The organism is Nocardia higoensis (genome assembly GCF_015477835.1).
Taxonomy (GTDB): domain Bacteria; phylum Actinomycetota; class Actinomycetes; order Mycobacteriales; family Mycobacteriaceae; genus Nocardia; species Nocardia higoensis_A.
This window is the reverse complement of the sequence record NZ_JADLQN010000002.1, coordinates 280,951-302,800: the sequence shown is the minus strand read 5'-3', so window position 1 is coordinate 302,800 and position 21,850 is coordinate 280,951. Positions and strand designations below refer to the sequence as shown.

19 protein-coding genes are annotated in these 21,850 nt (G+C 69.5%); 7 read left to right on the top strand and 12 right to left on the bottom strand.

The window, feature by feature from the left end; genetic code table 11:
• The first annotated feature begins 26 nt into the window (after positions 1 to 26).
• The 3 genes from IU449_RS15565 (at position 27) to IU449_RS15555 (ending at position 2,085) form a co-directional block, all read left to right on the top strand.
• Entirely contained in the window at positions 27 to 758 is a 732-nt protein-coding gene (locus IU449_RS15565; RefSeq protein ID WP_195002818.1) for an MOSC domain-containing protein, read from the top strand.
• Positions 755 to 1,702: an asparaginase gene (locus IU449_RS15560; RefSeq protein WP_195002817.1), complete on the top strand. Its 948-nt coding sequence runs from the start codon at positions 755 to 757 to the stop codon at positions 1,700 to 1,702. The genes IU449_RS15565 and IU449_RS15560 overlap by 4 nt, the downstream gene beginning before the upstream one ends.
• A 176-nt stretch (positions 1,703 to 1,878) precedes the next feature.
• A complete protein-coding gene (locus IU449_RS15555) occupies positions 1,879 to 2,085 on the top strand; it encodes a DUF3073 domain-containing protein (protein ID WP_040794344.1) in 207 nt (68 codons plus the stop codon).
• 325 nt (positions 2,086 to 2,410) lie between these two features.
• Here IU449_RS15555 and purM read toward each other — a convergent pair whose 3' ends face one another.
• Together purM and purF are read right to left on the bottom strand one after the other, a co-directional pair.
• Positions 2,411 to 3,487 carry a phosphoribosylformylglycinamidine cyclo-ligase gene (gene purM / locus IU449_RS15550; RefSeq protein ID WP_067861903.1) on the bottom strand — a complete coding sequence of 359 codons (1,077 nt, stop codon included), beginning with the start codon at positions 3,485 to 3,487 and terminating at the stop codon, positions 2,411 to 2,413.
• A gap of 148 nt (positions 3,488 to 3,635) precedes the next feature.
• On the bottom strand, positions 3,636 to 5,219 hold the full coding sequence (purF, locus tag IU449_RS15545; RefSeq protein ID WP_195002816.1) for an amidophosphoribosyltransferase: 1,584 nt from the start codon (positions 5,217 to 5,219) through the stop codon (positions 3,636 to 3,638).
• 148 nt (positions 5,220 to 5,367) lie between these two features.
• Here purF and IU449_RS15540 point away from each other — a divergent pair, with 148 nt between their 5' ends.
• Complete coding sequence (locus IU449_RS15540) at positions 5,368 to 6,708, top strand: YhgE/Pip domain-containing protein (protein ID WP_195002815.1); 1,341 nt, start codon at positions 5,368 to 5,370, stop codon at positions 6,706 to 6,708.
• 64 nt (positions 6,709 to 6,772) lie between these two features.
• On the opposite strand, the gene IU449_RS15535 is transcribed toward IU449_RS15540, so the two are convergent.
• The 4 genes from IU449_RS15535 to purL all read right to left on the bottom strand — a co-directional run bounded on the left by IU449_RS15535 (position 6,773) and on the right by purL (position 11,965).
• Entirely contained in the window at positions 6,773 to 7,165 is a 393-nt protein-coding gene (locus tag IU449_RS15535; protein ID WP_195002814.1) for a sterol carrier family protein, read from the bottom strand.
• Between the two features lie 28 nt (positions 7,166 to 7,193).
• Positions 7,194 to 7,850, bottom strand: a complete 657-nt coding sequence (locus tag IU449_RS15530) for a CPBP family intramembrane glutamic endopeptidase (RefSeq protein ID WP_324188268.1) — start codon at positions 7,848 to 7,850, stop codon at positions 7,194 to 7,196.
• On the bottom strand, positions 7,847 to 9,583 hold the full coding sequence (locus IU449_RS15525; RefSeq protein ID WP_195002813.1) for an alpha/beta hydrolase: 1,737 nt from the start codon (positions 9,581 to 9,583) through the stop codon (positions 7,847 to 7,849). Before IU449_RS15525 ends, IU449_RS15530 begins: the two co-directional genes overlap by 4 nt.
• An 87-nt stretch (positions 9,584 to 9,670) precedes the next feature.
• Positions 9,671 to 11,965: a phosphoribosylformylglycinamidine synthase subunit PurL gene (purL, locus tag IU449_RS15520; protein ID WP_195002812.1), complete on the bottom strand. Its 2,295-nt coding sequence runs from the start codon at positions 11,963 to 11,965 to the stop codon at positions 9,671 to 9,673.
• Between the two features lie 360 nt (positions 11,966 to 12,325).
• On the opposite strand from purL, the gene IU449_RS15515 reads away from it, so the two are divergent.
• Positions 12,326 to 13,666, top strand: a complete 1,341-nt coding sequence (locus IU449_RS15515; RefSeq protein WP_195002811.1) for a glycosyltransferase 87 family protein — start codon at positions 12,326 to 12,328, stop codon at positions 13,664 to 13,666.
• On the opposite strand, the gene IU449_RS15510 is transcribed toward IU449_RS15515, so the two are convergent.
• Both IU449_RS15510 and IU449_RS15505 read right to left on the bottom strand, forming a co-directional pair.
• Positions 13,603 to 14,922, bottom strand: a complete 1,320-nt coding sequence (locus IU449_RS15510; RefSeq protein ID WP_195002810.1) for a M18 family aminopeptidase — start codon at positions 14,920 to 14,922, stop codon at positions 13,603 to 13,605. The two genes, IU449_RS15515 and IU449_RS15510, sit on opposite strands and share 64 nt — an antisense overlap.
• A 77-nt stretch (positions 14,923 to 14,999) precedes the next feature.
• Entirely contained in the window at positions 15,000 to 15,425 is a 426-nt protein-coding gene (locus tag IU449_RS15505) for a MarR family winged helix-turn-helix transcriptional regulator (RefSeq protein ID WP_195002809.1), read from the bottom strand.
• 47 nt (positions 15,426 to 15,472) lie between these two features.
• On the opposite strand from IU449_RS15505, the gene IU449_RS15500 reads away from it, so the two are divergent.
• The gene (locus tag IU449_RS15500; RefSeq protein ID WP_195002808.1) at positions 15,473 to 16,558 is read left to right on the top strand and encodes a substrate-binding domain-containing protein; all 1,086 of its coding nucleotides are present in this window, start codon (positions 15,473 to 15,475) and stop codon (positions 16,556 to 16,558) included.
• On the opposite strand, the gene purQ is transcribed toward IU449_RS15500, so the two are convergent.
• Both purQ and purS read right to left on the bottom strand, forming a co-directional pair.
• Positions 16,548 to 17,225, bottom strand: coding sequence for a phosphoribosylformylglycinamidine synthase subunit PurQ (gene purQ / locus IU449_RS15495; protein WP_195002807.1), 678 nt, complete (start codon positions 17,223 to 17,225; stop codon positions 16,548 to 16,550). The two genes, IU449_RS15500 and purQ, sit on opposite strands and share 11 nt — an antisense overlap.
• Complete coding sequence (purS, locus tag IU449_RS15490) at positions 17,222 to 17,458, bottom strand: phosphoribosylformylglycinamidine synthase subunit PurS (RefSeq protein WP_040794334.1); 237 nt, start codon at positions 17,456 to 17,458, stop codon at positions 17,222 to 17,224. Before purS ends, purQ begins: the two co-directional genes overlap by 4 nt.
• A gap of 124 nt (positions 17,459 to 17,582) precedes the next feature.
• Between purS and IU449_RS15485 the strand changes: the two genes are divergently transcribed.
• Complete coding sequence (locus tag IU449_RS15485; RefSeq protein ID WP_195002806.1) at positions 17,583 to 18,233, top strand: MBL fold metallo-hydrolase; 651 nt, start codon at positions 17,583 to 17,585, stop codon at positions 18,231 to 18,233.
• Positions 18,234 to 18,775: 542 nt separating this feature from the next.
• Here IU449_RS15485 and IU449_RS15480 read toward each other — a convergent pair.
• Both IU449_RS15480 and IU449_RS15475 read right to left on the bottom strand, forming a co-directional pair.
• Positions 18,776 to 19,477 (bottom strand): DUF2334 domain-containing protein, encoded by a 702-nt coding sequence (locus tag IU449_RS15480; protein ID WP_195002805.1) that lies wholly within the window; start codon positions 19,475 to 19,477, stop codon positions 18,776 to 18,778.
• Between the two features lie 164 nt (positions 19,478 to 19,641).
• Positions 19,642 to 21,795: a S9 family peptidase gene (locus IU449_RS15475; protein ID WP_195002804.1), complete on the bottom strand. Its 2,154-nt coding sequence runs from the start codon at positions 21,793 to 21,795 to the stop codon at positions 19,642 to 19,644.
• Between the last annotated feature and the right edge of the window lie 55 nt (positions 21,796 to 21,850).

The window sequence follows — 21,850 nt, the reverse complement described above, 5'->3', positions numbered from 1 at the left end:
TTCGGCCGAACAGGGGAGGGGAACCGATGCCGACCACGGATGATCGGGCCGCGCGCGCCCGGGTGCTCGCGGTATGTGTGGTCCACGCGGAGCTGACCGTGCCGGGCCGAGTCGGGCGCACCGCCATCGACAAACGCCCGGTGCGCGGACGGGTCGAGGTCGGCCCGCTCGGGCTGAGCGGCGACCACGTCTGCAACACCAGAGACCACGGCGGCGTGCACCAGGCCGTCTACGCGTATGCCGAGCAGGATGCCCGGCTCTGGGCCGAGGAACTCGGCCGCGAGCTACCGGCGGGCTGGTTCGGCGAGAACCTGCGCATCGAGGGAATGGCCGTCTCCGACGCGGTGCTCGGCGCGCGCTGGGCGATCGGCGACACTCTGCTCGAGGTGAGCGCGCCCCGGGTGCCGTGCGCGACCTTCGGACACGTGGCAGGCGAAGCCCGCTGGGTGAAGCGTTTCACCCAGCGCGCGCACACCGGCGCGTACCTGCGGGTGCTCGAATCGGGCACGATCGGGGCGGGCGATCGCGTCGAGGTGGTGCACCAGCCCCGCCACGGGATCACCGTGCGTGAGGTGTTCACCGGCGCGGACATGGACCGGCTGGCCACCCTGCTCGCCGAGGAGCCGACGGTTTCCGACGACGTCCGGATGCAGATCGACCGGCATGCCCGCCGGCACGGCGTGCCCTCCCCCACCGGCGCCGTGCCCGCGGGCCGCTTCGGACCCGCCGGCGACGTCGAGGACGAGGTGGCCTCATGAGCGTGGAACTGGTCGAGGTGGTGCGTTCGGGCTTCCGTGAATGCGTGCACCGGGGTTCGGTGGTCGTTCTGGGAGCCGACGGCGAACCTACGGTGTCCCTCGGCGAAACACATCTGCCGATCTTCCCGCGCTCCACCAACAAGCCGATGCAGGCGCTGGCCCTGCTGCGACTCGGGTTCGAACCCGCCGACGACGTGGAACTGGCGCTGTCGAGCGCCTCGCACTACGGGGAGCCCGACCAGGTCGCGCTGGTCGAGCGTCTGCTCACCCGGTTCGGTTTCACCGAAGCCGATCTGGCCTGCCCGCCCGATCTGCCGTTCGACGAGCACGCCCGCGCCAGGGCGCTGGCCGCGGGCCCGCGCCCGATCTACATGAACTGCTCGGGCAAGCACGCCGCCATGCTCGCCACCTGCGCGGTCAACGGCTGGCCTGCCGAGGGTTATCCGGCGGAGAACCACTCGCTGCAGCAGGCCGTCGCCGCCACCATCGTCGAACTGACCGGCGAACCCGAGACCGATCTGGGTATCGACGGCTGCGGGTTGCCGATCATCCCGGTGTCGCTGGTCAACCTCGCCCGCGCCTATGCCCGGCTGGCCACCGCCGATGCGGGCAGTCCGCAGCGTCGGGTCGCCGACGCCATCCGCGCCCATCCGCGAGTGATTTCCGGCACGAACGCACCGGACCTGATGATCATGAATGCCACCCCGGGACTCGTCTGCAAGATCGGCGCCGACGGAGTGCACGCGGGCGCGTTGCCCGACGGTTCGGCTTTCGCTTACAAGATCGACGACGGCGGCGACCGCGCGCGCATGCCCCTGACGCTGGCGATTCTGCAGCGGATGGGGATCGACTGGACAGCTGTCCACGAGGATTTGGCGGCCCAGCCGGTGCTCGGCGGCGACGCTCGGGTGGGGGTGGTCCGGGCCATCCCCGGCATACTCTGAGCGACGCTGCTCACGACGAATTTCCGGCGCCCTGACCACCCGGCGCGGGCACTTCGGTCACTCATGGAGGCGCGGACGCCTGACACACGCTAAAGTGTCTGTCAGGAAGAGTATTAATTCGAACGGGGCCGCCAACACACCCCAGGCCGCCCCGCTGTGACGCGAGGGGGTCAGCCATGGGCCGTGGCCGGGCTAAGGCAAAGCAGACCAAGGTTGCTCGAGAGCTCAAGTACAGCTCGACGCCAACCGACTTCGCGAGCCTTCAGCGCGAGCTCTCGGGACACCCCACCAAGCACAGTGGTGGCGTGTTGTCCGATGAGCACGACTCGGACGACTCCTTGTCCCGCTGGGACGAGGACGACTACGACGACTGGCGCCGCTGACTCGGATACAACGTCAACAGGGGAGGCCGACGGGGCCTCCCTTTTGCACGTTGCCGGGTACGCGGCTCGGTCGAGCAGGCTTGCCAAGACAATTCGACGTCCGGTGACCCTTCGTGGTTGCCGGGCAACGAATTTCGCCGGGTAGTCCCGAACGACGATTTCGTCGTCGCCGCAGCGCGGGACGTCCGGTAAATTCTCACCGATACCGATCAGCCGCGGAATTCACCGGAACCGGAATTTCTCTCGGCACGAAAAAGGGCCGATCGTCCGCAAAACGGACGATCGGCCCTTCTCGTCGGTCGGTGACAATCCCGCGGCGATCCGATCAGAATCGGGGATGCTCGCCCAGCAAATGGGCCCGCGCGGAATCGGCGTCCTTGGCCTTCTTCACGGTGCCCAGCGTCCAGCATTCGACGTGGCGAGCGGTCAGCACCGCCAGCGCGCGGTCGACGTCCTCGGGCGCCACCACGGCGACCATGCCGACACCCATGTTGAAGGTCTTCTCCATCTCGGCCCGCTCGACCCGGCCGCGCTGGGCGATCATCTTGAACACCGGCGCCGGATTCCAGGTGCCGCGATCGAGCTCGGCGACCAGGCCCGCCGGGATCACGCGCGCGAGGTTGGCCGCCAGGCCGCCGCCGGTCACATGCGCGAAGGTGCGCACATCGGTCTCGGCGATCAGCGCCAGGCAGTCCTTGGCGTAGATGCGGGTCGGCTCGAGCAGTTCCTCACCGAGCGTGCGGCCGAACTCCTCGACGTGACCGGTCAGCGACATCCGGTCGATGTCCAGCAGCACCTTGCGGGCCAGGCTGTAGCCGTTGGAGTGCAGGCCCGAGGCGCCCATGGCGAGCACCACGTCACCGGGGCGCACCCGGTCCGGGCCGAGCACCGCGTCGGCTTCCACGACGCCCACGCCGGTGGCGGACAGGTCGTAGTCGTCGGGGTCCATCAGTCCGGGATGTTCGGCGGTCTCCCCGCCGAGCAGCGCACAGCCGGCCAGCACACAGCCCTCGGCGATACCGGAGACCAGTTCGGCGACCTTCTCCGGGACGACCTTGCCGATGGCGATGTAGTCCTGCAGGAACAGCGGCTCGGCGCCACAGACGACGAGGTCGTCGACCACCATGGCGACCAGATCGAGGCCGACGGTGTCGTGCTTGTCCATGGCCTGGGCGACCGCGATCTTGGTGCCCACGCCGTCGGTGGAGGCGGCGAGCAGCGGTTCACGGTAGCCGCCCTTGAGTGCGAAGAGACCGGCGAACCCACCGAGGCCACCTTGGACTTCGGGGCGAGTGGCCTTCTTCGCCAATGGCCCGAACAACTCGACTGCGCGATCACCGGCTTCGATGTCCACGCCTGCCGCGGCGTACGAGGCACCGCCGGTGGGGGTCTGTTCAGTCATTTTCGGGGAGAGCTCCAAACCGGATCGGCGGATACATGCCTGATCACGCTACCCGAACCGGATCTCGGGCACGCATGGGTGTCGGCCTCCACGCGACCCGATCGCGGGACGGCTCGACGACGGCAGTCAGGACGACTACGACGGGGAGTCAGGGACGACTCAGCGCGCTGGCGTTGGCGTTGTCGCCGAGCAGAACCGATTCCGGCTGCCCGGTGAGCATGCCCTCGAGCAGATTCTTGCCGATGGAAGCTTCGGTCGGGAGCGGAATCGGATAATCGCCGTCGAAACAGGCACAGCACAGTCGCGAGCGCGGCTGCTCGGTGGCGGCGATCATGCCCTCGGTGGAGATGTAGCCGAGCGAATCCGCGCCGATGGAGCGGCGGACGGCTTCGACCATGTCCTGGTAGCTGTCGTCGGCGCCCGCGCCGTTGGCGATCAGCTCGGCTCTGGAGGCGAAGTCGATGCCGTAGAAGCAGGGCCACTTGACCGGCGGGGAGGCGATGCGCACGTGGATCTCCAGCGCACCCGCCTCGCGCAGCATCCGGATCAGGGCGCGCTGGGTGTTGCCGCGCACGATCGAGTCGTCGACCACGACCAGCCGTTTGCCGCGGATGACCTCGCGCAGCGGATTGAGCTTGAGCCGGATGCCGAGCTGGCGGATGGTCTGACTGGGTTGGATGAAGGTACGACCCACGTAGGCGTTTTTCATCAGGCCCTGGCCGTAGGGGACGCCGGAACCCTGCGCGTAGCCGACGGCGGCGGGGGTCCCGGATTCGGGCACCGGGATCACCAGGTCGGCCTCGATCGGATGCTCCTTGGCGAGCCTGCGCCCGATCTCCACGCGCGTCGCGTGCACCGAGCGGCCCGCGATGGTGGAGTCCGGGCGGGCCAGGTACACGTACTCGAAGACACAGCCTTTGGGCTCGGGGTTGGCGAAGCGCATCGACCGCACGCCCTCGGCGTCGATGGCCAGCAGTTCGCCGGGTTCGATCTCGCGGACGAAGGCGGCGCCGACGATGTCCAGCGCGGCGGTCTCGCTGGCCACCACCCAGCCGCGTTCGAGCCTGCCCAGGCACAGCGGTCGCACACCGTGGGGGTCACGCGCGGCGTAGAGGGTGTGCTCGTCCATGAAGGTCAGGCAGAACGCGCCGCGCAGCTGCGGCAGCAGTGTCATCGCGGCCTGTTCGATGCTCGAGTCCGCGGCGGCGTGGGCCAGCAGCGCGGTCATCACATCGGAGTCGGAGGTGGCACCTACCGGCTGCGGGCGCCCGTCGGCGGCGACCGGTGTGCCGATCAGGCCGAGTTCCCGTGCGCGACCGGCCAGCTCGGCGGTGTTGACGAGGTTGCCGTTGTGACCGAGGGCCAGGCCGGAGCCGACAGCGGTGGTGCGGAAGATCGGCTGAGCGTTCTCCCAGGTCACGCCGCCGGTGGTGGAGTAACGGCAGTGCCCGACGGCGATGTGACCCGGCATGGCGGCCAGCGTCTGCTCGTCGAACACCTGACTGACCAGCCCGAGATCCTTGAACACCAGGATCTGCTGACCGTCGGAGACCGCGATGCCCGCCGCTTCCTGGCCGCGATGCTGGAGCGCGTAGAGGCCGTAGTACGTGAGCTTGGCCACGTCCTCGCTCGGGGCCCAGACACCGAAAACACCACACTCCTCGCGTGGTTCGTTCTCGTCCTGGTCCGAGGTGGCGGCGAGGTTGTCGACCGCGGATTCGGCGTTGATCACCGTACGCTCCCTGTTCGGGCGGGCTTGGGGGCTCTCGCCATTCTACGGGTGCCCACTGGTCGCGCGATCACCGCTTCGGCATACCGACGGCAATCACACCTGCCGGAGGATGTGCCGACAGCCGCCCGGGCGGTACCTTTCGATCGTGATGAGCGAAAACCGGCCGACGGAACAGACCGCACCGTCCCGGCCGCCCAAGCCGCACACACTGCTGCGCGCGACGGTCTTTCCGCTGGTCGTGATCACGCTGGTCGCGACTCTGCTGAGCTATCTGTATCTGGCCTATGTGGCCGATCCGGAGGAGAACCTGCACGGGTTCCCCGTCGCGCTGGTGAACATGGACGTCGGCGACACCCTCGGCACCGCCGCGGAACCCGAGCAGGTGAATTTCGGCACAGAAGTCGCCGAGGGCATTGTCGCCGGGATTCCGGCCGACGAGATCGACCTGCGAGAACTGGGCATCAACGAGGCGCAGCGCCAGCTGCGCAACGGCGAGGTGTACGGCGCGATCATCATCCCCGGCGATTTCAGCAAGCGCCTGGGCATCCTGGGCGTGGGCAGCGTGGTGCCCGGCGACATGGAGCAGCCGATCATCATCGTGCAGACCAATCCGCGGGTCGGCCCGTTCGCGACCACCATCGTCGACCGCATCGCCGATCAGATGTTCCCCCGGGTGAACGAGCAGGTCGGCAGACAGCTCACCGAACAGGTGCGAGCCCAGCTGACCCCGCCCGGCGGCGGCACGCCCACGGAGATCAGCGGCGCGACGCAGCTCACCCTGGAGTCCCCGCTGCGGCTGGTGCACGAGGAGTTCCGGCCGCTGCCCAGCGGCACCGGCGAGGGTCTGACCGCGTTCTTCTTCGCGCTGTTGCTGCTGCTGGTCGGCGTGATCGGCGCCATGACGATTCACACCATGGTCGACGCGGCGTTCGGTTTCGTACCGACCGAGTACGGACCCTGGTATGTGCACTTCCCGCCGACGCCGATCTCCCGGGTGCGCACCCTGTTGCTGAAGTGGGGTGTGATGACCGGCGCGGCGATCGTCATCGCCGGGGTCTTCCTGGTGGTGGCACACGCCTTGGACATGCCGATCGAGCGGCCGTTGGCGCTGTACCTCTACAGCGCGCTGGCGATCGTCGCGGTCGGGGTCACGGGGTTGTCCATGCTGGCGGCGTTCGGCTCGGCCGGCCTGCTGGTGAACCTGATCCTGTTCGTGGTGCTCGGCCTGCCCTCCTCCGGCGGCACCGTGCCGATCGAGGCGACGCCGAGCTACTTCGCCTGGCTGGCGACGTTCGAGCCCATGCACCAGGTGTACCTGTCCGTGCGAGCCATCCTGTACTTCAACGCCGACTTCAACGCCGGGCTCGGCCGCGGGCTGTGGATGACGATCTTCGGGCTGGTATTCGGCGTGATCTTCGGCCTGGTGATCACCCGCTTCTACGACTACAAGGGGCTGCACCGCAGCGCGGGCGAGCGCGTTCCCGCCTGATCCGATCCGGGCGACCGGTGGGGGCTCGGCACGAACTCGCCCGAGCGACTCGCCCCATCGGGGATCATTCGGAGGCCGGTCGCGTGATCGGCAGCCAGCGCGCGATCTCGCCCGCCCGGCTGCCCGACGCCGTGACCACCCCGTCCTCGACGGCGCGCGCGAATTCCGACAGCCCGGTGGCCAGCAGCAACCAGGTGCGCGGATCGGTCTCCACGACGTTCGGCGGCGTCCCGCGCGTGTGCCGCGGCCCCTCCACGCACTGCACCGCCACGAACGGCGGCACCCGCACCTCCACCGAGTGTCCCGGCGCGGCTTCCGCCAGCGTCCGCGCGGTCGCCCGCACCGCGGCCGCGATCTCCGCACGCGCCGGAGCGGCCGACCGCTCGTCGCGCAACCACTCGCTCACCGCCGCCACCGCGGCCCGCAACTCCCCCGGATCAACTCTGCGCCGTGCCACTCCGCGAGGCTACCGCCGTCCTCCCGCGTCACGAGTCGTGCCTCCGCCGAGCGAGCGTGACGATCACCGCACCGACGGCATCGAGGGTGAAATGCAGCAGCGCGGGGGCGGTGGTGCTGCGGGCACAGCGGTTCAGCAGAGTGAACACAACGCCCGCGGCGGTGGTGGCCACGACGGTCGGGAGCACCCGGTCACCCGCGCTACGGGCGGGGTGGATGTGCCAGAGACCGAAGGCGGCCGCGCCGAGGAGCAGGGCAGGGCGGGCACCGAACCGGGCGGTCAGCAGCGGGTCGAGGGTGGCGCGGAAGACGAGTTCCTCGGCCACGACGGTGCCGAAGGGGATGTGCACCGCGATCCATTCCGCCGGTGACACATCGGGCACGCGGTCGGGGGTTTCGGTGAGGACGGCGCGTACCGGGGCGAGGGCGAGCGCGGCGGCCGTGCCGGTCACGAGGACCGAGCTCACCGCGAGCCCCACGCGAAGGCCCGTGGCGGAACACCAGTTCGGCCGTCCCGCGAAAGTGGCGGCGTAACCGGTCGCGAAGCCGAGATGGGCCAGGGTGCGGCCGCGTCGACCCAGGCCGAGCGCGGGCGCGATCCGGTTGTTCCACAGCGGCGGAGCGATCAGCGCGGCGAACGCCGGGAACAACCGGATCACCGGCGCGTGGGAAAGACGCGGGCTCACTTGGTGGCTCGTTCGAAGTCCTCGGCCGACTCCAGCTGGAAACGCACCCGCTCGGCGAGCTCGGGGGTCCAGTCGGCGGGCTGGGCGATGGCGGCCCAGGCGTCGACGACCAGACTGCCGTAGCGGTGGCCGTGACCGTCGGCGACGCCCTGGGCATTGGTCAGGTCGGCGGTGACCTGCCAGAAGGTGATGAACGGCGCCCAGCGCATCTGCGAGGACACGTCCGAGCCGCGCGGTTCGGCCAGCCAGTCGGGACGGGAGAAGATCAGGTCGGGCGACCACCAGACGATCGGGTCGGAGGCATGCTGGAGGTAGGCGATGCGCGGCGTCTCCCACTGTGGTCCGGGCTCCGCCAGATCCGGTGCGTCGGCGGCGAAACGCACGACCAGCCCGTCGGCGTACATCGGCAGTACCTCCGGCGAGCCGGGGTCGCGGCGGTCGACGATCTGCTTCCACAGCCGGTTGGAATTCGGCGGTCCCACCCACAGCGCGCCGTCGACCTTGCCGCGCAGGTCCGCCAGCCCGGCGAACGCCTCCTCCGACCCCTGCGAACCGAGGCTCTCGCCGTAGACGAACAACTTCGGCCTGCTCTGCACCGGCTCCCGCGACCAGCGCTGGTACACCGCGTCGAAGATCTGCCTGCCCGCCGAGGCGGCCTTGCCCTTGTCCGCCAGGAACGACAGCACACTGGGCAGATACGAGTACTGCGTGGCGAGGATCGCGCTGTCCCCGCCGTACATGTACTCGATCGCGCCCGCGGCCATCGAGTTCACCCAACCGGTGCCGGTGCTGGTGGCCACGACCAGCACCTTCCGGTCGAAAGCGCCCGCGCGCTCGAGTTCGCGCACGGCCAGCTCGGCATGGGTCTCCTCGCCTTCGGCGGATTCCAGACCGACGTAGGCGCGGATGGGTTCCTGGGCGGGCCGGCCGGTGACCGCGGCGATCCGGCTCGCGGTGGGCCCTTGCGAGACGAACCAGCGCCCCTCGAACCCGAGGGTGTCCCACGCCGCGAACGATTCCGGACTGCCCGAGCGCTGCGGCAGTCGCGGCTGCACCGCGTTGGGCGAGGTGTGATCGTTGCGCACGCTGAACGCCGAGTTGGCGACGGCGAAGAAGGCCCGGGTGGCGACGCCGTTGAAGATCGTGGTCGCCGCCACCACCAGCACCAGCGCGCCGACGGCGGGGGCGAGTTCGCGCGGCACCCGGACCCAGCGATTGAGCTCTCTGGCCAGGAAGAGCACGATCTCGCGGATGGTGCGATAGACAGCCACCACGATGACGCCGATCGCCAGGCTCAGCAGCCCGGTACGCAGGTAGGCGGGCGTCGTGGTGCCCTCCATGCCCATCAGCGCGGTGATCTCGCGCTGCCAGCGCGCCGACTGCACCAGCATCAGCGCCGCGGTCAGCCCGGCGGTCGTCAGCACGGCCGCCTTCACCGCGTAGACCACCCAGCTCGGTGCGGGCGGGATCATGGTGAGCCTGGGACGGATCGAGGAACGGAAGCCCCACTCCAGCAGACAGCCGAGGCCGTAACCGAGCGCGGCGTTGACCCCGCTGATCAGTCCTTGGAACAGCCAGTCACGCGGCACCAGCGACGGGGTCACCGACAGCGCGAAGAACAGGGTGGCGACGACGATTCCGACGTAGTTGAGGTCGATGACGACCTCGGCCCGGCGCGCCAGGACGGCGCCGCGCGTGCGCAGCCTCGTCAAGGTGTCCGCTTTCTCGAGCACCCGAACAGTATGCGTGGTCGGTCCGGTTACCCGCCCGGCCCGCCCCGCAGTGTCCGGGGCGGGCCGGGCGGGTAGCCGGTGGGGCGCTCAGACCGTCTGGGCGCCGAACAGCTTCGGCAGCGTGCCCTCGAAGGCCTCGCGCAGTTCGGTCATCGGGATGGAGAACTGGCCCTGCACCTCGATCTCCTCGGAGCCCTGATCGACCACGCCGATGCGCACCCACGGCAACTGCCTGGCCTCGCACATCTTGGTGAACCGGGTCTCCTCCGAGCGCGGCACCGCCACCAGCACGCGACCGGCCGATTCCGAGAACAGGGTCACGAACGGGTCGGCGCCCTCGGGAAGCAGGATGCGGCAACCGGTCTCGCCGGCCAGCGCGGCCTCGACGACCGCCTGGGCCAGACCGCCCTCGGACAGGTCGTGCGCGGCGGAGATCATGCCGTCGCGCGAGCCGGCGACCAGCACCTCGGCGATCAGCTGCTCGCGGGCGAAATCCACCTTCGGCGGCACGCCACCGAGATGGTCGTGGGCGACCTGCGCCCAGATGGATCCGCCGAACTCGTCGTGGGTGTCGCCGAGCAGGATCAGCGTCTCCCCGGGCTCGAGGCCGAGCCCGGTGGGGATGCGCCGGTGCACGTCGTCGATGACGCCGAGCACTCCGACCACCGGGGTCGGCAGGATCGCGTCCTGACCGGTCTGGTTGTAGAAGCTGACATTGCCGCCGGTCACCGGGATCCCCAGGGCCACACAGCCGTCGGCCAGACCGCGCACGGCCTGCTGGAACTGCCACATCACGCCGGGATCCTCGGGCGAGCCGAAGTTCAGGCAGTTGGTGACGGCCTTCGGGGTCGCGCCGGTGGTGGCGACATTGCGGAACGCCTCGGCCAGCGCCAGTTGCGCGCCGGTGTACGGGTCGAGCTTGGTGTAGCGGCCGGAGGCGTCGGTGGCCAGGGCGATGCCGCGACCGGACTCCTCGTCGATGCGGATGACACCGGCGTCGGCGTTCTCCGCGAGCACTGTGTTGCCGCGCACGTAGCGGTCGTACTGCTCGGTGATCCACTTGCGGCTGCACAGCTGCGGGCTGGCGATCATCCTCAGCAGCGTCTCGCGCAGTTCCTCGGCGGTCTTCGGCCGCGGCAGCGCGTCGGGGGCGTCGGCGATCAACGCGTCCTGGTAATCCGGACGCCGCACCGGGCGTTCGTAGACCGGGCCCTCGTGGGCGACGGTGCGCGGCGGCACGTCCACCACGGTCTCGCCGTGCCAGCTGACGACCAGGCGATCACCGTCGGTGACCTCGCCGATCACCGTGGCCAGCACGTCCCACTTGGCGCAGACCGCCATGAAGGCGTCGACGTTGTCCGGGGTCACCACGGCGCACATGCGTTCCTGGGACTCGCTGGAGAGCACCTCGGCCGGGGTCATGCCGGTGGCGCGCAGCGGCACCTTGTCCAGTTCGATGTACATGCCGCCGTCACCGGCCGCGGCGAGTTCGGAGGTGGCACAGGACAATCCGGCGCCGCCGAGATCCTGGATGCCGACCACCAGCTCGGCCGCGTACAGCTCGAGACAGCACTCGATGAGCACCTTCTCGGTGAACGGGTCGCCGACCTGGACGCTGGGCAGCTTCTTGCGCCCGGAGCCCGATTCGTCGCCGGAGAAGGTGTCCGAGGCGAGCACGGACACGCCGCCGATGCCGTCGAGACCGGTGCGCGCGCCGAACAGGATGATCTTGTTGCCGGTGCCGGAGGCGAAGGCCAGGTGCAGGTCCTCGACCCGCATCACGCCCGCGCACAGCGCGTTGACCAGCGGGTTGCCCTGGTAGGAGGCGTCGAAGACGGTCTCGCCGCCGACATTCGGCAGGCCGAGGGAGTTGCCGTAGCCGCCGACGCCACGCACCACGCCGTCGACCACGCGACGGGTGTCGGGGGCATCGGCCGCGCCGAAGCGCAGCTGGTCCATCACCGCGATCGGGCGCGCGCCCATCGCCATGATGTCGCGCACGATGCCGCCGACGCCGGTGGCCGCGCCCTGGTAGGGCTCCACATAGGACGGGTGGTTGTGACTTTCCACCTTGAAGGTGACCGCCCAGCCGTCGCCGATGTCCACCACGCCCGCGTTCTCGCCGATGCCGGCCAGCATGCAGGCGCGCATCTCGTCGGTGGTGGTCTGACCGAAGTAGCGCAGGTGCACCTTGGACGACTTGTACGAGCAGTGCTCGCTCCACATCACCGAGTACATCGCCAGTTCGGCGTCGGTCGGCCTGCGGCCGAGGATCTCTTTGATGCGGGCGTACTCGTCGTCCTTGAGACCCAGTTCTTTGTAGGGTTGCGCGACCTCGGGGGTTGCTGCGGCTGCGCTGACGGTGTCGACCTGCGGAGTCACGGAGTACCAGGGTCCTTTCGGCCGGGCATTGTGAAGCGACGAGCTCCGGTCCCGCCGACATGACGGGAGGGCGGGCTCAGTCTACGGTGCACCCGCGACGGCCCCGCAGGTGAGGGGCCCGCCCGCGACCGCGGATGGGTACTCGGACATACCGGGCACACCCCGCCGGGAACCGATTCCGGGCCAGCGGTAGTCGCTGGGCCGTTGCCGCGAGCGCGCATCACCCCGGGTTCGCGGGCCACACGACTTGTCCACGCACCACACGGCCCGTGCGGGACAGATCGCCGCCCGTGACCGCGCAGTTGCCCGGACTGGTGAACACCGGGCCGGAAAGGTACAGCGCACCGGTACTCTGGGCGGGTGAACGAACGATCGGGGGTGGCCGAACAGGCCGCGAAGCCTGCCGACCTCGGCACCCCCCACCTCCACGGCGTAGAACCTCCCTCCCCCCGATCCACGGAACCCGCTGCCACGCTCGCGGGTTCACGGCTGCGGCTGCTTGCCGGCGCGCTCGCGCTCTTCGCCGTCTCCGCTCTGGTCTCGCTGCTGGCGCACTGGTGGAGCGGTTACATCGACCTGCAGGTCTATCGCAACGGCGCCCGAGTATGGCTGGACGGCGGCGAGCTGTACGGGCCGATGCCGCCGGTCGCCGGCATCGGGCTGCCGTTCACCTATCCGCCGCTGGCGGCGCTGTTCTTCGCCCCGCTGGCGCTGATGCCGCTGCTGCTCGCCGAGGTCGTCGTGCTGCTCACCTCGCTCGGCTGCCTCGGCCTGACGCTGTGGCTGGTGCTCGACCGGCTGCGCCCCGGCCTGGACCGGCGGGTGGCGGTGCCGGTGGTGATCGCCGCGCTGGCGCTGGCGCTCTACCTGGAACCGGTGCGCCAGACCTTCGGCTTCGGTCAGATCAACCTGGTACTGATGGCCGCGGTCGCGGCGGACTGCCTGGTACGCAAGCCGTTCTGGCCGCGCGGCATGCTCATCGGTATCACGGTGTCCATCAAGCTGATTCCGGGCGGCTTCCTGCTGTACTTCCTGCTGCGCCGGGACTGGAAGGCCGCTGCCACCATGGTGGTCTCCGCGATCGGCGCGGTGGGGCTGGGCTTTGTGCTGTTCCCGAGCGATTCGGTGGAGTACTGGTTCCGCACGCTCGCCGACACCGGCCGCATCGGTCCGCCCTACTTCGCGGGCAACCAGTCGCTCAAGGGCCTGGCCTTCCGGCTCGGCGTGCCCGACACCGCGGCGACGGTGATCTGGCTCGTCCTCGCGGTGATCGCGGTGGCGCTGGCCGCGGTGTGGATGCACCATCTGATCCGGGCCGGGGCGCACGTCGCGGCACTGCTGGTGAACGCGGCCGCGATCCTGCTGGTCTCCCCCGTCTCGTGGTCGCACCACTGGGTGTGGGCCGCGCCCGCCCTGCTTCTCACCGCCGACGTCATCGTGCGCAGGCGCGCCGGGCAGGCGCCCTGGCGGCTGTTCGCCTGGGTCGCCGGCGCGATCACCGTGCTGTACCTGATCGGCCCGCACTGGCTGCTGCCGCATGCGCAGGACCGCGAGCTCGACTGGGCGTGGTGGCAGCAGATCATCGGCAGCAGCTACGTGCTGGTCACCCTGGGCGTGCTCGCGGTCGCCGCGTTCACCTACCGGCCCGCGTCGGCGGCCCCGTCTTCGGGCGCCGAGAACGCGGCCAGCGCGGCGGCGTAGGAGACCACGTCGGCCGCGCCCATCAGTTCGCGCGCCGAATGCATCGCCAGCTGTGGCGCTCCCACGTCCACGGTCGGCATGCCGGTGCGCGCGGCGGTCATCGGGCCGATGGTGGAACCGCAGGGCAGATCCGCGCGGTGCACATAGCGCTGCAACCGGACCCCGGCCCGGGCGCAGGCCAGCGCGAACGCGCCCGCGCCGGTGGCGTCGGTGGCATAGCGCAGGTTCTGGTTGACCTTGAGCACCGGGCCGCCGTTGACCTCGATGCGGTGCGCGGGCTCGTGGCGCTCGGGGTAGTTCGGATGGGTGGCATGCGCCATATCCCCGGACGCGCAGATCGAACCGGCCAGCGCGGCCAGGTATTCGGCGCGGCCGCCGCCCCGGGTGAGCACGATGCGCTCGAGCACGGCGGGCAGCAGATCCGACTGCGCGCCGCGATCGGACTGGCTGCCGACCTCCTCGTGGTCGAACATGGCCAGCACCGGGATGGCCGTCCCCGGCGCGTCGACCGCGGCCAGGAATCCGTGCAGACCGGCGTAGCAGGTGCCCTGATTGTCCAGACGCGGCGCGCTGACCAGGTCGCGTTCCCGGCCGACCAGGCGACTGGGCGCCAGGTCGTGGGTCATCAGTTCCCAGCCGAGTACCGAATCCGATGCCACCCCGGCATATTCGGCGACCACATCCAGGAACGCGCCGCCCGTTTCACCGACGCCCCAGATCGCGTTGACGTGGCGCTGCGGATCGAGACTGACCCCGCGCCGGTCCTCGGACAGGTGGATCGCCAGTTGCGGCACCCGCAGAATGGGATCGTCGATGCGAACCAGTTCGGTGCGCACGGAGTTGCCGTCGCGGACGGTCAAGCGGCCGGACAGTCCCAGCTCACGGTCGAGCCAGGAGTTCAGCCACGCGCCGCCGTAGGGCTCGAGGCCGACCATCCGCCACCCGGCCGAGACCAGATCGGGATGCTGCTTGACGCGCAGGTTGGGACTGTCGGTGTGCGCGCCGACCACCCGGAACGGCGTGACGGCGGGACCGGGGGTATCGGCCCAGGCCACCAGAGAAGCCCCGCGCACCACGTAGTGCCTGCCCGGCTCACCCGCGGTCCACGCGGTGGACTCCGGCAACCGGGTGAACCCCGCCGCGTCGAGTTCGGCGGCGACGGTCCGGCAGACGTGGAACGGCGAGGGCGAGGCGTCGATGAAGGTGCACAGCCCTTCGGCGGTGGCGGAGGTGGTCGGGGTGCTGGCAGCTGACATACCGCCGATCCTAGGCAGCGCCGACCGCTACGCCGGGAAAGACCACGATGCCGGTGAAGACCCCCGGCTCGCCGCACTCAGGCCTCGGCGACGACCTCGAGCAGCCGCAACAGCTCTTCGTAGCGACGCGCGCCCAGTGTCGCCCGTACCCGCTGCTCGGCGAGCGCCTCGTCGGCGCGCACCGCGGCGACCAGTTCCACACCGCGTGTGCTCAGGCCGATGAGGATGCGTCTGCGGTCCTCTTCGGCCGCGACCCGGAAGATGAGCCCGCGTTCGGCCAGATGGTCCGCGTGCCGGGTGGCCGAGGACGGCGCCAGCTGAGCCTTGGCCGCCAGCTGGCTCATGGTGATACCGGTGTCGGCGGACAGATTGCACAGCATCGACCACTGGTCGGGCGAGAGTTGCCGTGCGCACAAGGTGTCGTCGAGGTGGCGCAGCCATCGGCGCTCCGCGGCGCGCAGCGCACCGTGCAATGTCGCGGTGCGGCCTACAATGGTGGTCATCGTTTTCCCGCCTGCCGTTTTCGCTCGATGGAGAAGAAGAGTACCGAATGTCCGCGTACGGGGAGAGCCCCGAGGACACCGTCGAGATCCTCAACATAGTTCCGATGCGCGGGCCGCTGGCGATCGCCGTCCCCTCCAGCGACAACGCCATCTCGCTGGCCACCGAGGAGATCAACTCGGGTACCGGGATTCTCGGCCGCGAGATCCGCGTCACGAACATCGACGGCGGACGCGCACCGGAGCAGGTCGCGACGGAGATCTCGGCGCTGCTGGCGACCGGCATGGTGCACGCCATCACCGGCTGGCACACCTCGGCGGTGCGGATGGCGGTGGCGGAGGCCGGCGGCGGGCGCGTCCCCTATATCTACGCCGCGTGCCATGAGGGCCTGCCGACGCCGACCGGCGTGCTGATGCTCGGTGAGCATCCGGCCGAGCACACCCTGGCGGCGGTGTCCTGGGCTCGCCGCGAACTCGGGGTGCAACGCTGGGCGATCATCGGCGCGGATTACATCTGGCCACGCGAACTCGCCAAGGCGATACGCGGGGCAGCCGCGGAATTCGGCGAGGTGGTGCTCGAACGATTCACGGCGCCGGGTGTGGCCGACTTCTCCGACTTCTTGGAGCACCGCGATCTGGACCGCGCCGACGGCGTGCTGATCATGTTGCTCGGCGCCGACGCCGCGGCTTTCAACCGGCAGTTCGCCGCTTCGGGCCGGGACGGGACACAGGTCAGGATCGGCCCGTCGATCGACGAGAACGTGCTGCTGGCGGGCGGACCGACCGCTCACCACAATCTGTACGTGCCCTCCAGCTTCTTCGTCGGCCGGTGTCATGAGAACGATCTCCGAGCGCGGTATCGCCGCCGCTTCGGCTCCTTCTCGCCGGGACTGACGACCTTCAGCAATGCCGGCTACGAGGCACTGCACACGCTGCGCGAGGTCGCCGAGATCGCGGGCTCGCTCGAGGTACCCGCCATCGAGCGGATCGTGCACGAGAAGGCCGCCTTCGACGCACCGGACGGGCCGTGCTTCTTCCGTGGCAGACAAGCCGTGCGGCCCAGTCGGCTGGCGCGCGTCGAGGGCGTCGACTTCGAGATCGTCGACACCCTCCACGGCGTCGGGCTCAGGCGCTGACGAGGCTGTCCAGCACCGACAGGAACAGGCCGAGGCCGTCGTCGCTGGGGCCGGTCAGCGGCTCGGTGGCGTGCTCGGGATGCGGCATCAGGCCCACCACCCGGCCGTTGGCCGAGGCGATGCCCGCGATGCCGCGCTGGGAGCCGTTCGGGTTCTCACCCGCGTAGCGGAACACCACGCGACCCTCGCCCTCGAGTTCGTCGAGCACCGCGGCCGAGGCCTGGTAGCGGCCCTCGCCGGACTTCAGCGGCACCAGGATCTGCGCGCCGGGCTCGTAGCGGGAGGTCCAGGCGGTGTTCACCGACTCGACAGTCAGCCACTGGTCGCGGCAGATGAAGTGCAGGCCCTCGTTGCGGGTCAGCGCGCCGGGCAGCAGGCCCGCCTCGCAGAGCACCTGGAAGCCGTTGCAGATGCCCAGCACGGGCAAGCCCTGCTCGGCGGCCCGGACGACCTCGCCCATGACCGGCGCGAACCTCGCGATCGCACCCGCGCGCAGGTAGTCGCCGTAGGAGAAGCCACCGGGCACGATCACCGCGTCGACGTTCTTCAGATCGGCGTCGGCGTGCCACAGGTTCACCGCCTCGGAGCCGGACAGCCGCACCGCCCGCGCCGCGTCGACATCGTCGAGGGTGCCGGGGAAGGTGATGACGCCGATGCGCGCGCTCACGAGAGCCGCACCACCTTCCACTCCTCGATGACGGTGTTGGCCAGCAGGCGCTCGGCGATCTGCTCGAGCTCGGCGTCGCTGACGTCGTCGGCCACGTCGAGTTCGAACCGCTTGCCCTGGCGGACATCCGAGATGCCCTCGAATCCCAGGCGCGGGAGTGCGCCGACGATGGCCTGCCCCTGGGGGTCCAGGATCTCGGCCTTCGGCATCACCTCGACCACGACTCGTGCCACGAGTTGCTCCTAGCTCTGAGGACACCACCCGAGCAGGGTGGTGGTTGCGGGGGGAATACCCATGCAGCCTAGTTGTCCTCCGACGTCACGCCACCTGCGGGGTCGAGCCGCATAGCATGGCGCCATGCGCATAGCCCATTTCGGACACTCCTGCCTGCTCGTCGAACTGCACGGCAAGAAGATCCTGTTCGATCCGGGGACGTTCTCCCACGGCTTCGAGGGCATCACCGGCCTGGACGCGATCGCGATCACCCATCAGCATCCCGACCACATCGACCCCGAACGCATCGACGCGCTCACCGAGGCCAATCCCGGCGCGCGGCTGCTGTCGGACCCACAGACCGCGGCACAGCGCGGGGGCCGCTGGGAGGCGGTGCACGCGGGCAACGTCCTGGATCTCGACGGGCTGCGCATCACCGGCGGGGGCGGTAGGCACGCGGTCATTCATCCCGAACTGCCGGTGATCGACAACACTGTCTTCCAGTTGGGGACAGCCGAGGATCCCGCCCAGCTGGTCCATCCCGGCGATTCGCTGTGGGTACCGCCGGTCCCGGTCGGCGTGCTGGCCACGCCCGCCGCCGCGCCGTGGATGAAGATCAGCGAGGCGGTGGACTATCTGCGAGCGGTCAACCCGCGCACCGCGATTCCGATCCATTACGGCATCGTCGCCCCGGAGGCCAGGGGCATCTACTTCGGGCGGCTCACCGAGATGCGGCCGGAGGGAACGGAATTCACCGTTCTGCCCGCCGAGGACAGCCGGGACTTCTCCGCCTGATCCCGCTCGCGGACCGAACCCTTCGCGCCGACACGAGCCCGGGCGCGAACGACCGCCGCCCCACACCGGATTTCCGGTGCGGGGCGGCGATCACGAGAACGACAGAACCGACTCAGAACAGGCCTTGGGGTTCGTCGTCCCCGCTCAGCGAAACGATCAGCGACAGCAGGAGCTCGAGCAAGCTATCCATGGTGCATCCTTTCGTCGGTTTCATGAGTGCTTGCACTGGCAGGTTTGCTCATTCACGGCGACCACAAACCACGCGAGCAAAGATTTCTCGAAAATCTTTCCCAGACCGCCGGATTGACCGACCATGATCAGCTGAAATCGCGAGAATCCGACCGAATCACCGGAAAAAGTCCCGAGCATCATGGATAGCGGCATGTTTGCACGCCGGGAATCGAACGCCGCGAATGCCGCTGCCCGTAGCGTGATTCGGATCGCGCGGGCCGGGTATGCCGCCCGACTGTCCGCCTATAGGTGATCTTGATCACATTCGCGGAACGATTCTCGCCCGAGTTGTCGCGCCCGCACAGGCCGGCTCATGCCGCGCGCGACGCGGAGGCCGGTGCGCGACGGTAGACCTCGCTGACCGCACCGTGATACAGCGCCAGATCCACCGCGTCGAGCATCGCCTGACGCGGACCGGGGCGCTGGAGTTGCGCGCCGGAGATGGCCAGCCGCAGGACACCGCCCCGGCGCGCGGTCCTGGCCGCGCCCATCACCAGTGCCCGGCACCACCAGGGCTCGGCACGGAAGCCCTCACCGATCCCGTAGACACGAGCCCGCTGCACACTGCCGCGTTCGAGGTCGTAGATGCCGGTCAGACCGAGGGCCACCCGGAAGCCGACGTCGGGCAGCGCGTCCAGCGCGCCCTCGGAGGCGCTCCAGCGCGGCGCGGCGAACAACCGGGTGCGCAACTCCACCTGCTCCATCACCCGGTCCGCCGCGGTCAGCCGCAGCCGCGCCTCGTGGCGAGGCAGCGCGGCGAATTCCGCGCGGCGGCGCTTGGTAGCGGCCTGGTCGTAGCCGTGCAGCACGATCGCGTCCTGTCTGGCGCGTCTGCCGCGCAACCACGCCTGGGTGGCGAGATCCTCGGTCAGCCGGTAGCCGCCCTTCAACCGGGGCGCGACCAACAGCGAGAGCCGGACCCGCCGCCGATCCATCTCGGCGGCGAATTCGATCGCCGCATCGCGAGTGGTGTCCCTGATCCCCGACACGGAAACGATCAGCTCGGCGCTCATGACACCACGATGCCGTACGCACGTGTACACCCCGTGCAGCCGACATGACGGGGCGACGAACACCCCATCACATTCGTCGGCAACACCGTCACACGGGTATCACCGGCACCGTGACGGCGCGCTGTCGGCCGGCAAGCGCTGGCCGCCCGGCCGGATTCCACACCTCACTCGGCGAGACCGACGGTGTCGAGCACCCAGGCGAACTCGAAGGCGACTTCCTTCCACTTCGCGTAGCGGCCGCTGACTCCGCCGTGGCCGGCGCTCATCTCGGTCTTGAGCAGCAGCGGCGCGTCACCGGTGCGGGTGGCGCGCAGCTTGGCGACCCACTTGGCCGGCTCCACGTACAGCACCCTGGTGTCGTTGATGCTGGTGATCGCCAGAATCGCCGGGTAGTCCGCGGCCCGCACGTTCTCGTACGGCGAGTACGACCTCATGTACTCGTAGACGTCCTTGTCGGCCAGCGGGTTGCCCCACTCGTCCCACTCGATGACCGTCAGTGGCAGCGACGGGTCGAGGATCGAGGTCAGCGGGTCGACGAACGGCACATTGGCCAGGATGCCCGCGAACAGCTCCGGCGCCAGGTTGGCGACCGCGCCCATCAGCAGACCGCCCGCGCTGCCACCGTCGGCGACCAGGCGATCCGGCGCGGTGACCCCGGCCTCGATCAGGTGCCGGGCGCAGGCCACGAAATCGGTGAAGGTGTTCTTCTTGCTGAGCGTCTTGCCGTTCTCGTACCAGAGCCTGCCCATCTCACCGCCGCCGCGCACATGCGCGACCGCGAACACCATGCCGCGGTCCAGGAGCGACAAGCGCGCCACCGAGAAACCGGGGTCGATGCTGGACTCGTAGGAGCCGTAGCCGTAGAGCAGCATCGGGCGCGGCTGCCCGCCGGGATCGGCCGCGCCCTTGCGCCACACCAGCGAGATCGGCACCCGGGTGCCGTCCTCGGCGACCGCCCAGTCCCGGTGCTGTTCGTAGTCGCCCGCGTCGTAGCCGCCGAGGACCGGCTGTTCCTTGCGCAGCAGCAGCTCGCCGGTCGCGGGGACGTAGTCGAAGACCTGCATCGGGGTGATGAACGAGGTCAGCCCGATGCGCAGAGTCGGCTGTTCCCACTCCGGATTCCCCCCCATGCCCACGGAGAACAACTCGAGATCGAACTCCAGCTCCCGCAGTTCCCCGTAGCCGGATTCGGTGAGCGGCCAGACCGCCACCCTGGTCAGCGCCTCACGGCGGTAGCTGAGCACCAGATGATCGGCGAAGGCGTCGATGTCCTCGAGCCGCACATCGTCGCGGTGCTCGATGAGGGTGCGCAGTTCGGACGGGTTGTCCACAGGCGCTTCGGTCAGCACGAAATTCTGCGCCTTCACACCGTCGGCGCCGGTGTCGTTGTGCAGGATCAGGAAACGGTCCTGTCCGGCGATCACCGCGTGTTCGGCGGAGTACTCCACACCCTCGCGGCGCGGCAGGATCACCCGGAACTCGCCTTCGGGATCATCGGACTCCAGCACCCAGCCCTCGGTGGTGATCTTGGAGCCGACCCAGATCATCAGGTACTTCTCCGAGCGGGTCGCGCCGACGCTGACCCAGTACCGCTCGTCGGGCTCGTGGAAGACCTTCACATCGGCGTCGGTGGCGGTGCCGAGCCGATGGCGCCAGACGGTGTCGGGCCGCCAGGATTCGTCGACGGTCTGGTAGAAGATGTGCGTCCCGTCCAGCGACCAGGTGGCGCCCGGCGCGGTACCCGCGACCTCGTCGGACAGCAGTTCGCCGGTGCGCAGATCCTTCACCCGCAGCGTGTAGCGCTCGTCGCCGACGGTGTCGACCGAGTAGGCCAGCAAATGACCGTCGTGGCTGACCGAGAACGCGCCGAGAGCGAAGAAATCGTGGCCTTCGGCGAGGGCGTTGCTGTCGAGCAGCACCTGCTCACCCGGGATCTCCCGATCCGCCTCGAGTTGCGGCGGCGTCCACGCCTGCGACTCGCCCGCGCTCGTGTCGATCGGGCACCGGCAGTGCACGCCGTACTGCTTGCCCTCGAAGCTGCGGGAGTAGTACCAGAACTCGCCCATCCGGGTCGGCACCGACAGGTCGGTCTCCTGGGTGCGCGCTTTGATCTCCTCGAAGATCTTCTCCCGCAGCCCGGCCAGGTGCGCGGTCCGCGCCTCGGTGTAGGCGTTCTCGGCCTCGAGGTAGCCGATGACCTCGGGGCTCTCCTTGTCGCGCAGCCATTCGTATTCGTCGACGAAGACGTCGCCGTGATGGATCCGCTCGGTCGGCACCCGCTTGGCGATCGGCGCCGCCACCTGACTCTCGACAGACATGGGGTCCACCCTACTGATCCGGCGGCCACGCGCCCGAGGGATCGGCGACGCCGCT

Coding starts and splice junctions, on each gene's coding strand:
- IU449_RS15475 (WP_195002804.1), bottom strand. CDS start 21,795: ATGTCTGTCGAGAGTCAGGTGGCGGCGCCGATCGCCAAGCGGGTGCCG.
- IU449_RS15485 (WP_195002806.1), top strand. CDS start 17,583: ATGCGCATAGCCCATTTCGGACACTCCTGCCTGCTCGTCGAACTGCAC.
- IU449_RS15555 (WP_040794344.1), top strand. CDS start 1,879: ATGGGCCGTGGCCGGGCTAAGGCAAAGCAGACCAAGGTTGCTCGAGAG.
- IU449_RS15560 (WP_195002817.1), top strand. CDS start 755: ATGAGCGTGGAACTGGTCGAGGTGGTGCGTTCGGGCTTCCGTGAATGC.
- purM (WP_067861903.1), bottom strand. CDS start 3,487: ATGACTGAACAGACCCCCACCGGCGGTGCCTCGTACGCCGCGGCAGGC.
- IU449_RS15500 (WP_195002808.1), top strand. CDS start 15,473: ATGTCCGCGTACGGGGAGAGCCCCGAGGACACCGTCGAGATCCTCAAC.
- IU449_RS15480 (WP_195002805.1), bottom strand. CDS start 19,477: ATGAGCGCCGAGCTGATCGTTTCCGTGTCGGGGATCAGGGACACCACT.
- IU449_RS15540 (WP_195002815.1), top strand. CDS start 5,368: ATGAGCGAAAACCGGCCGACGGAACAGACCGCACCGTCCCGGCCGCCC.
- IU449_RS15510 (WP_195002810.1), bottom strand. CDS start 14,922: ATGTCAGCTGCCAGCACCCCGACCACCTCCGCCACCGCCGAAGGGCTG.
- IU449_RS15565 (WP_195002818.1), top strand. CDS start 27: ATGCCGACCACGGATGATCGGGCCGCGCGCGCCCGGGTGCTCGCGGTA.
- IU449_RS15505 (WP_195002809.1), bottom strand. CDS start 15,425: ATGACCACCATTGTAGGCCGCACCGCGACATTGCACGGTGCGCTGCGC.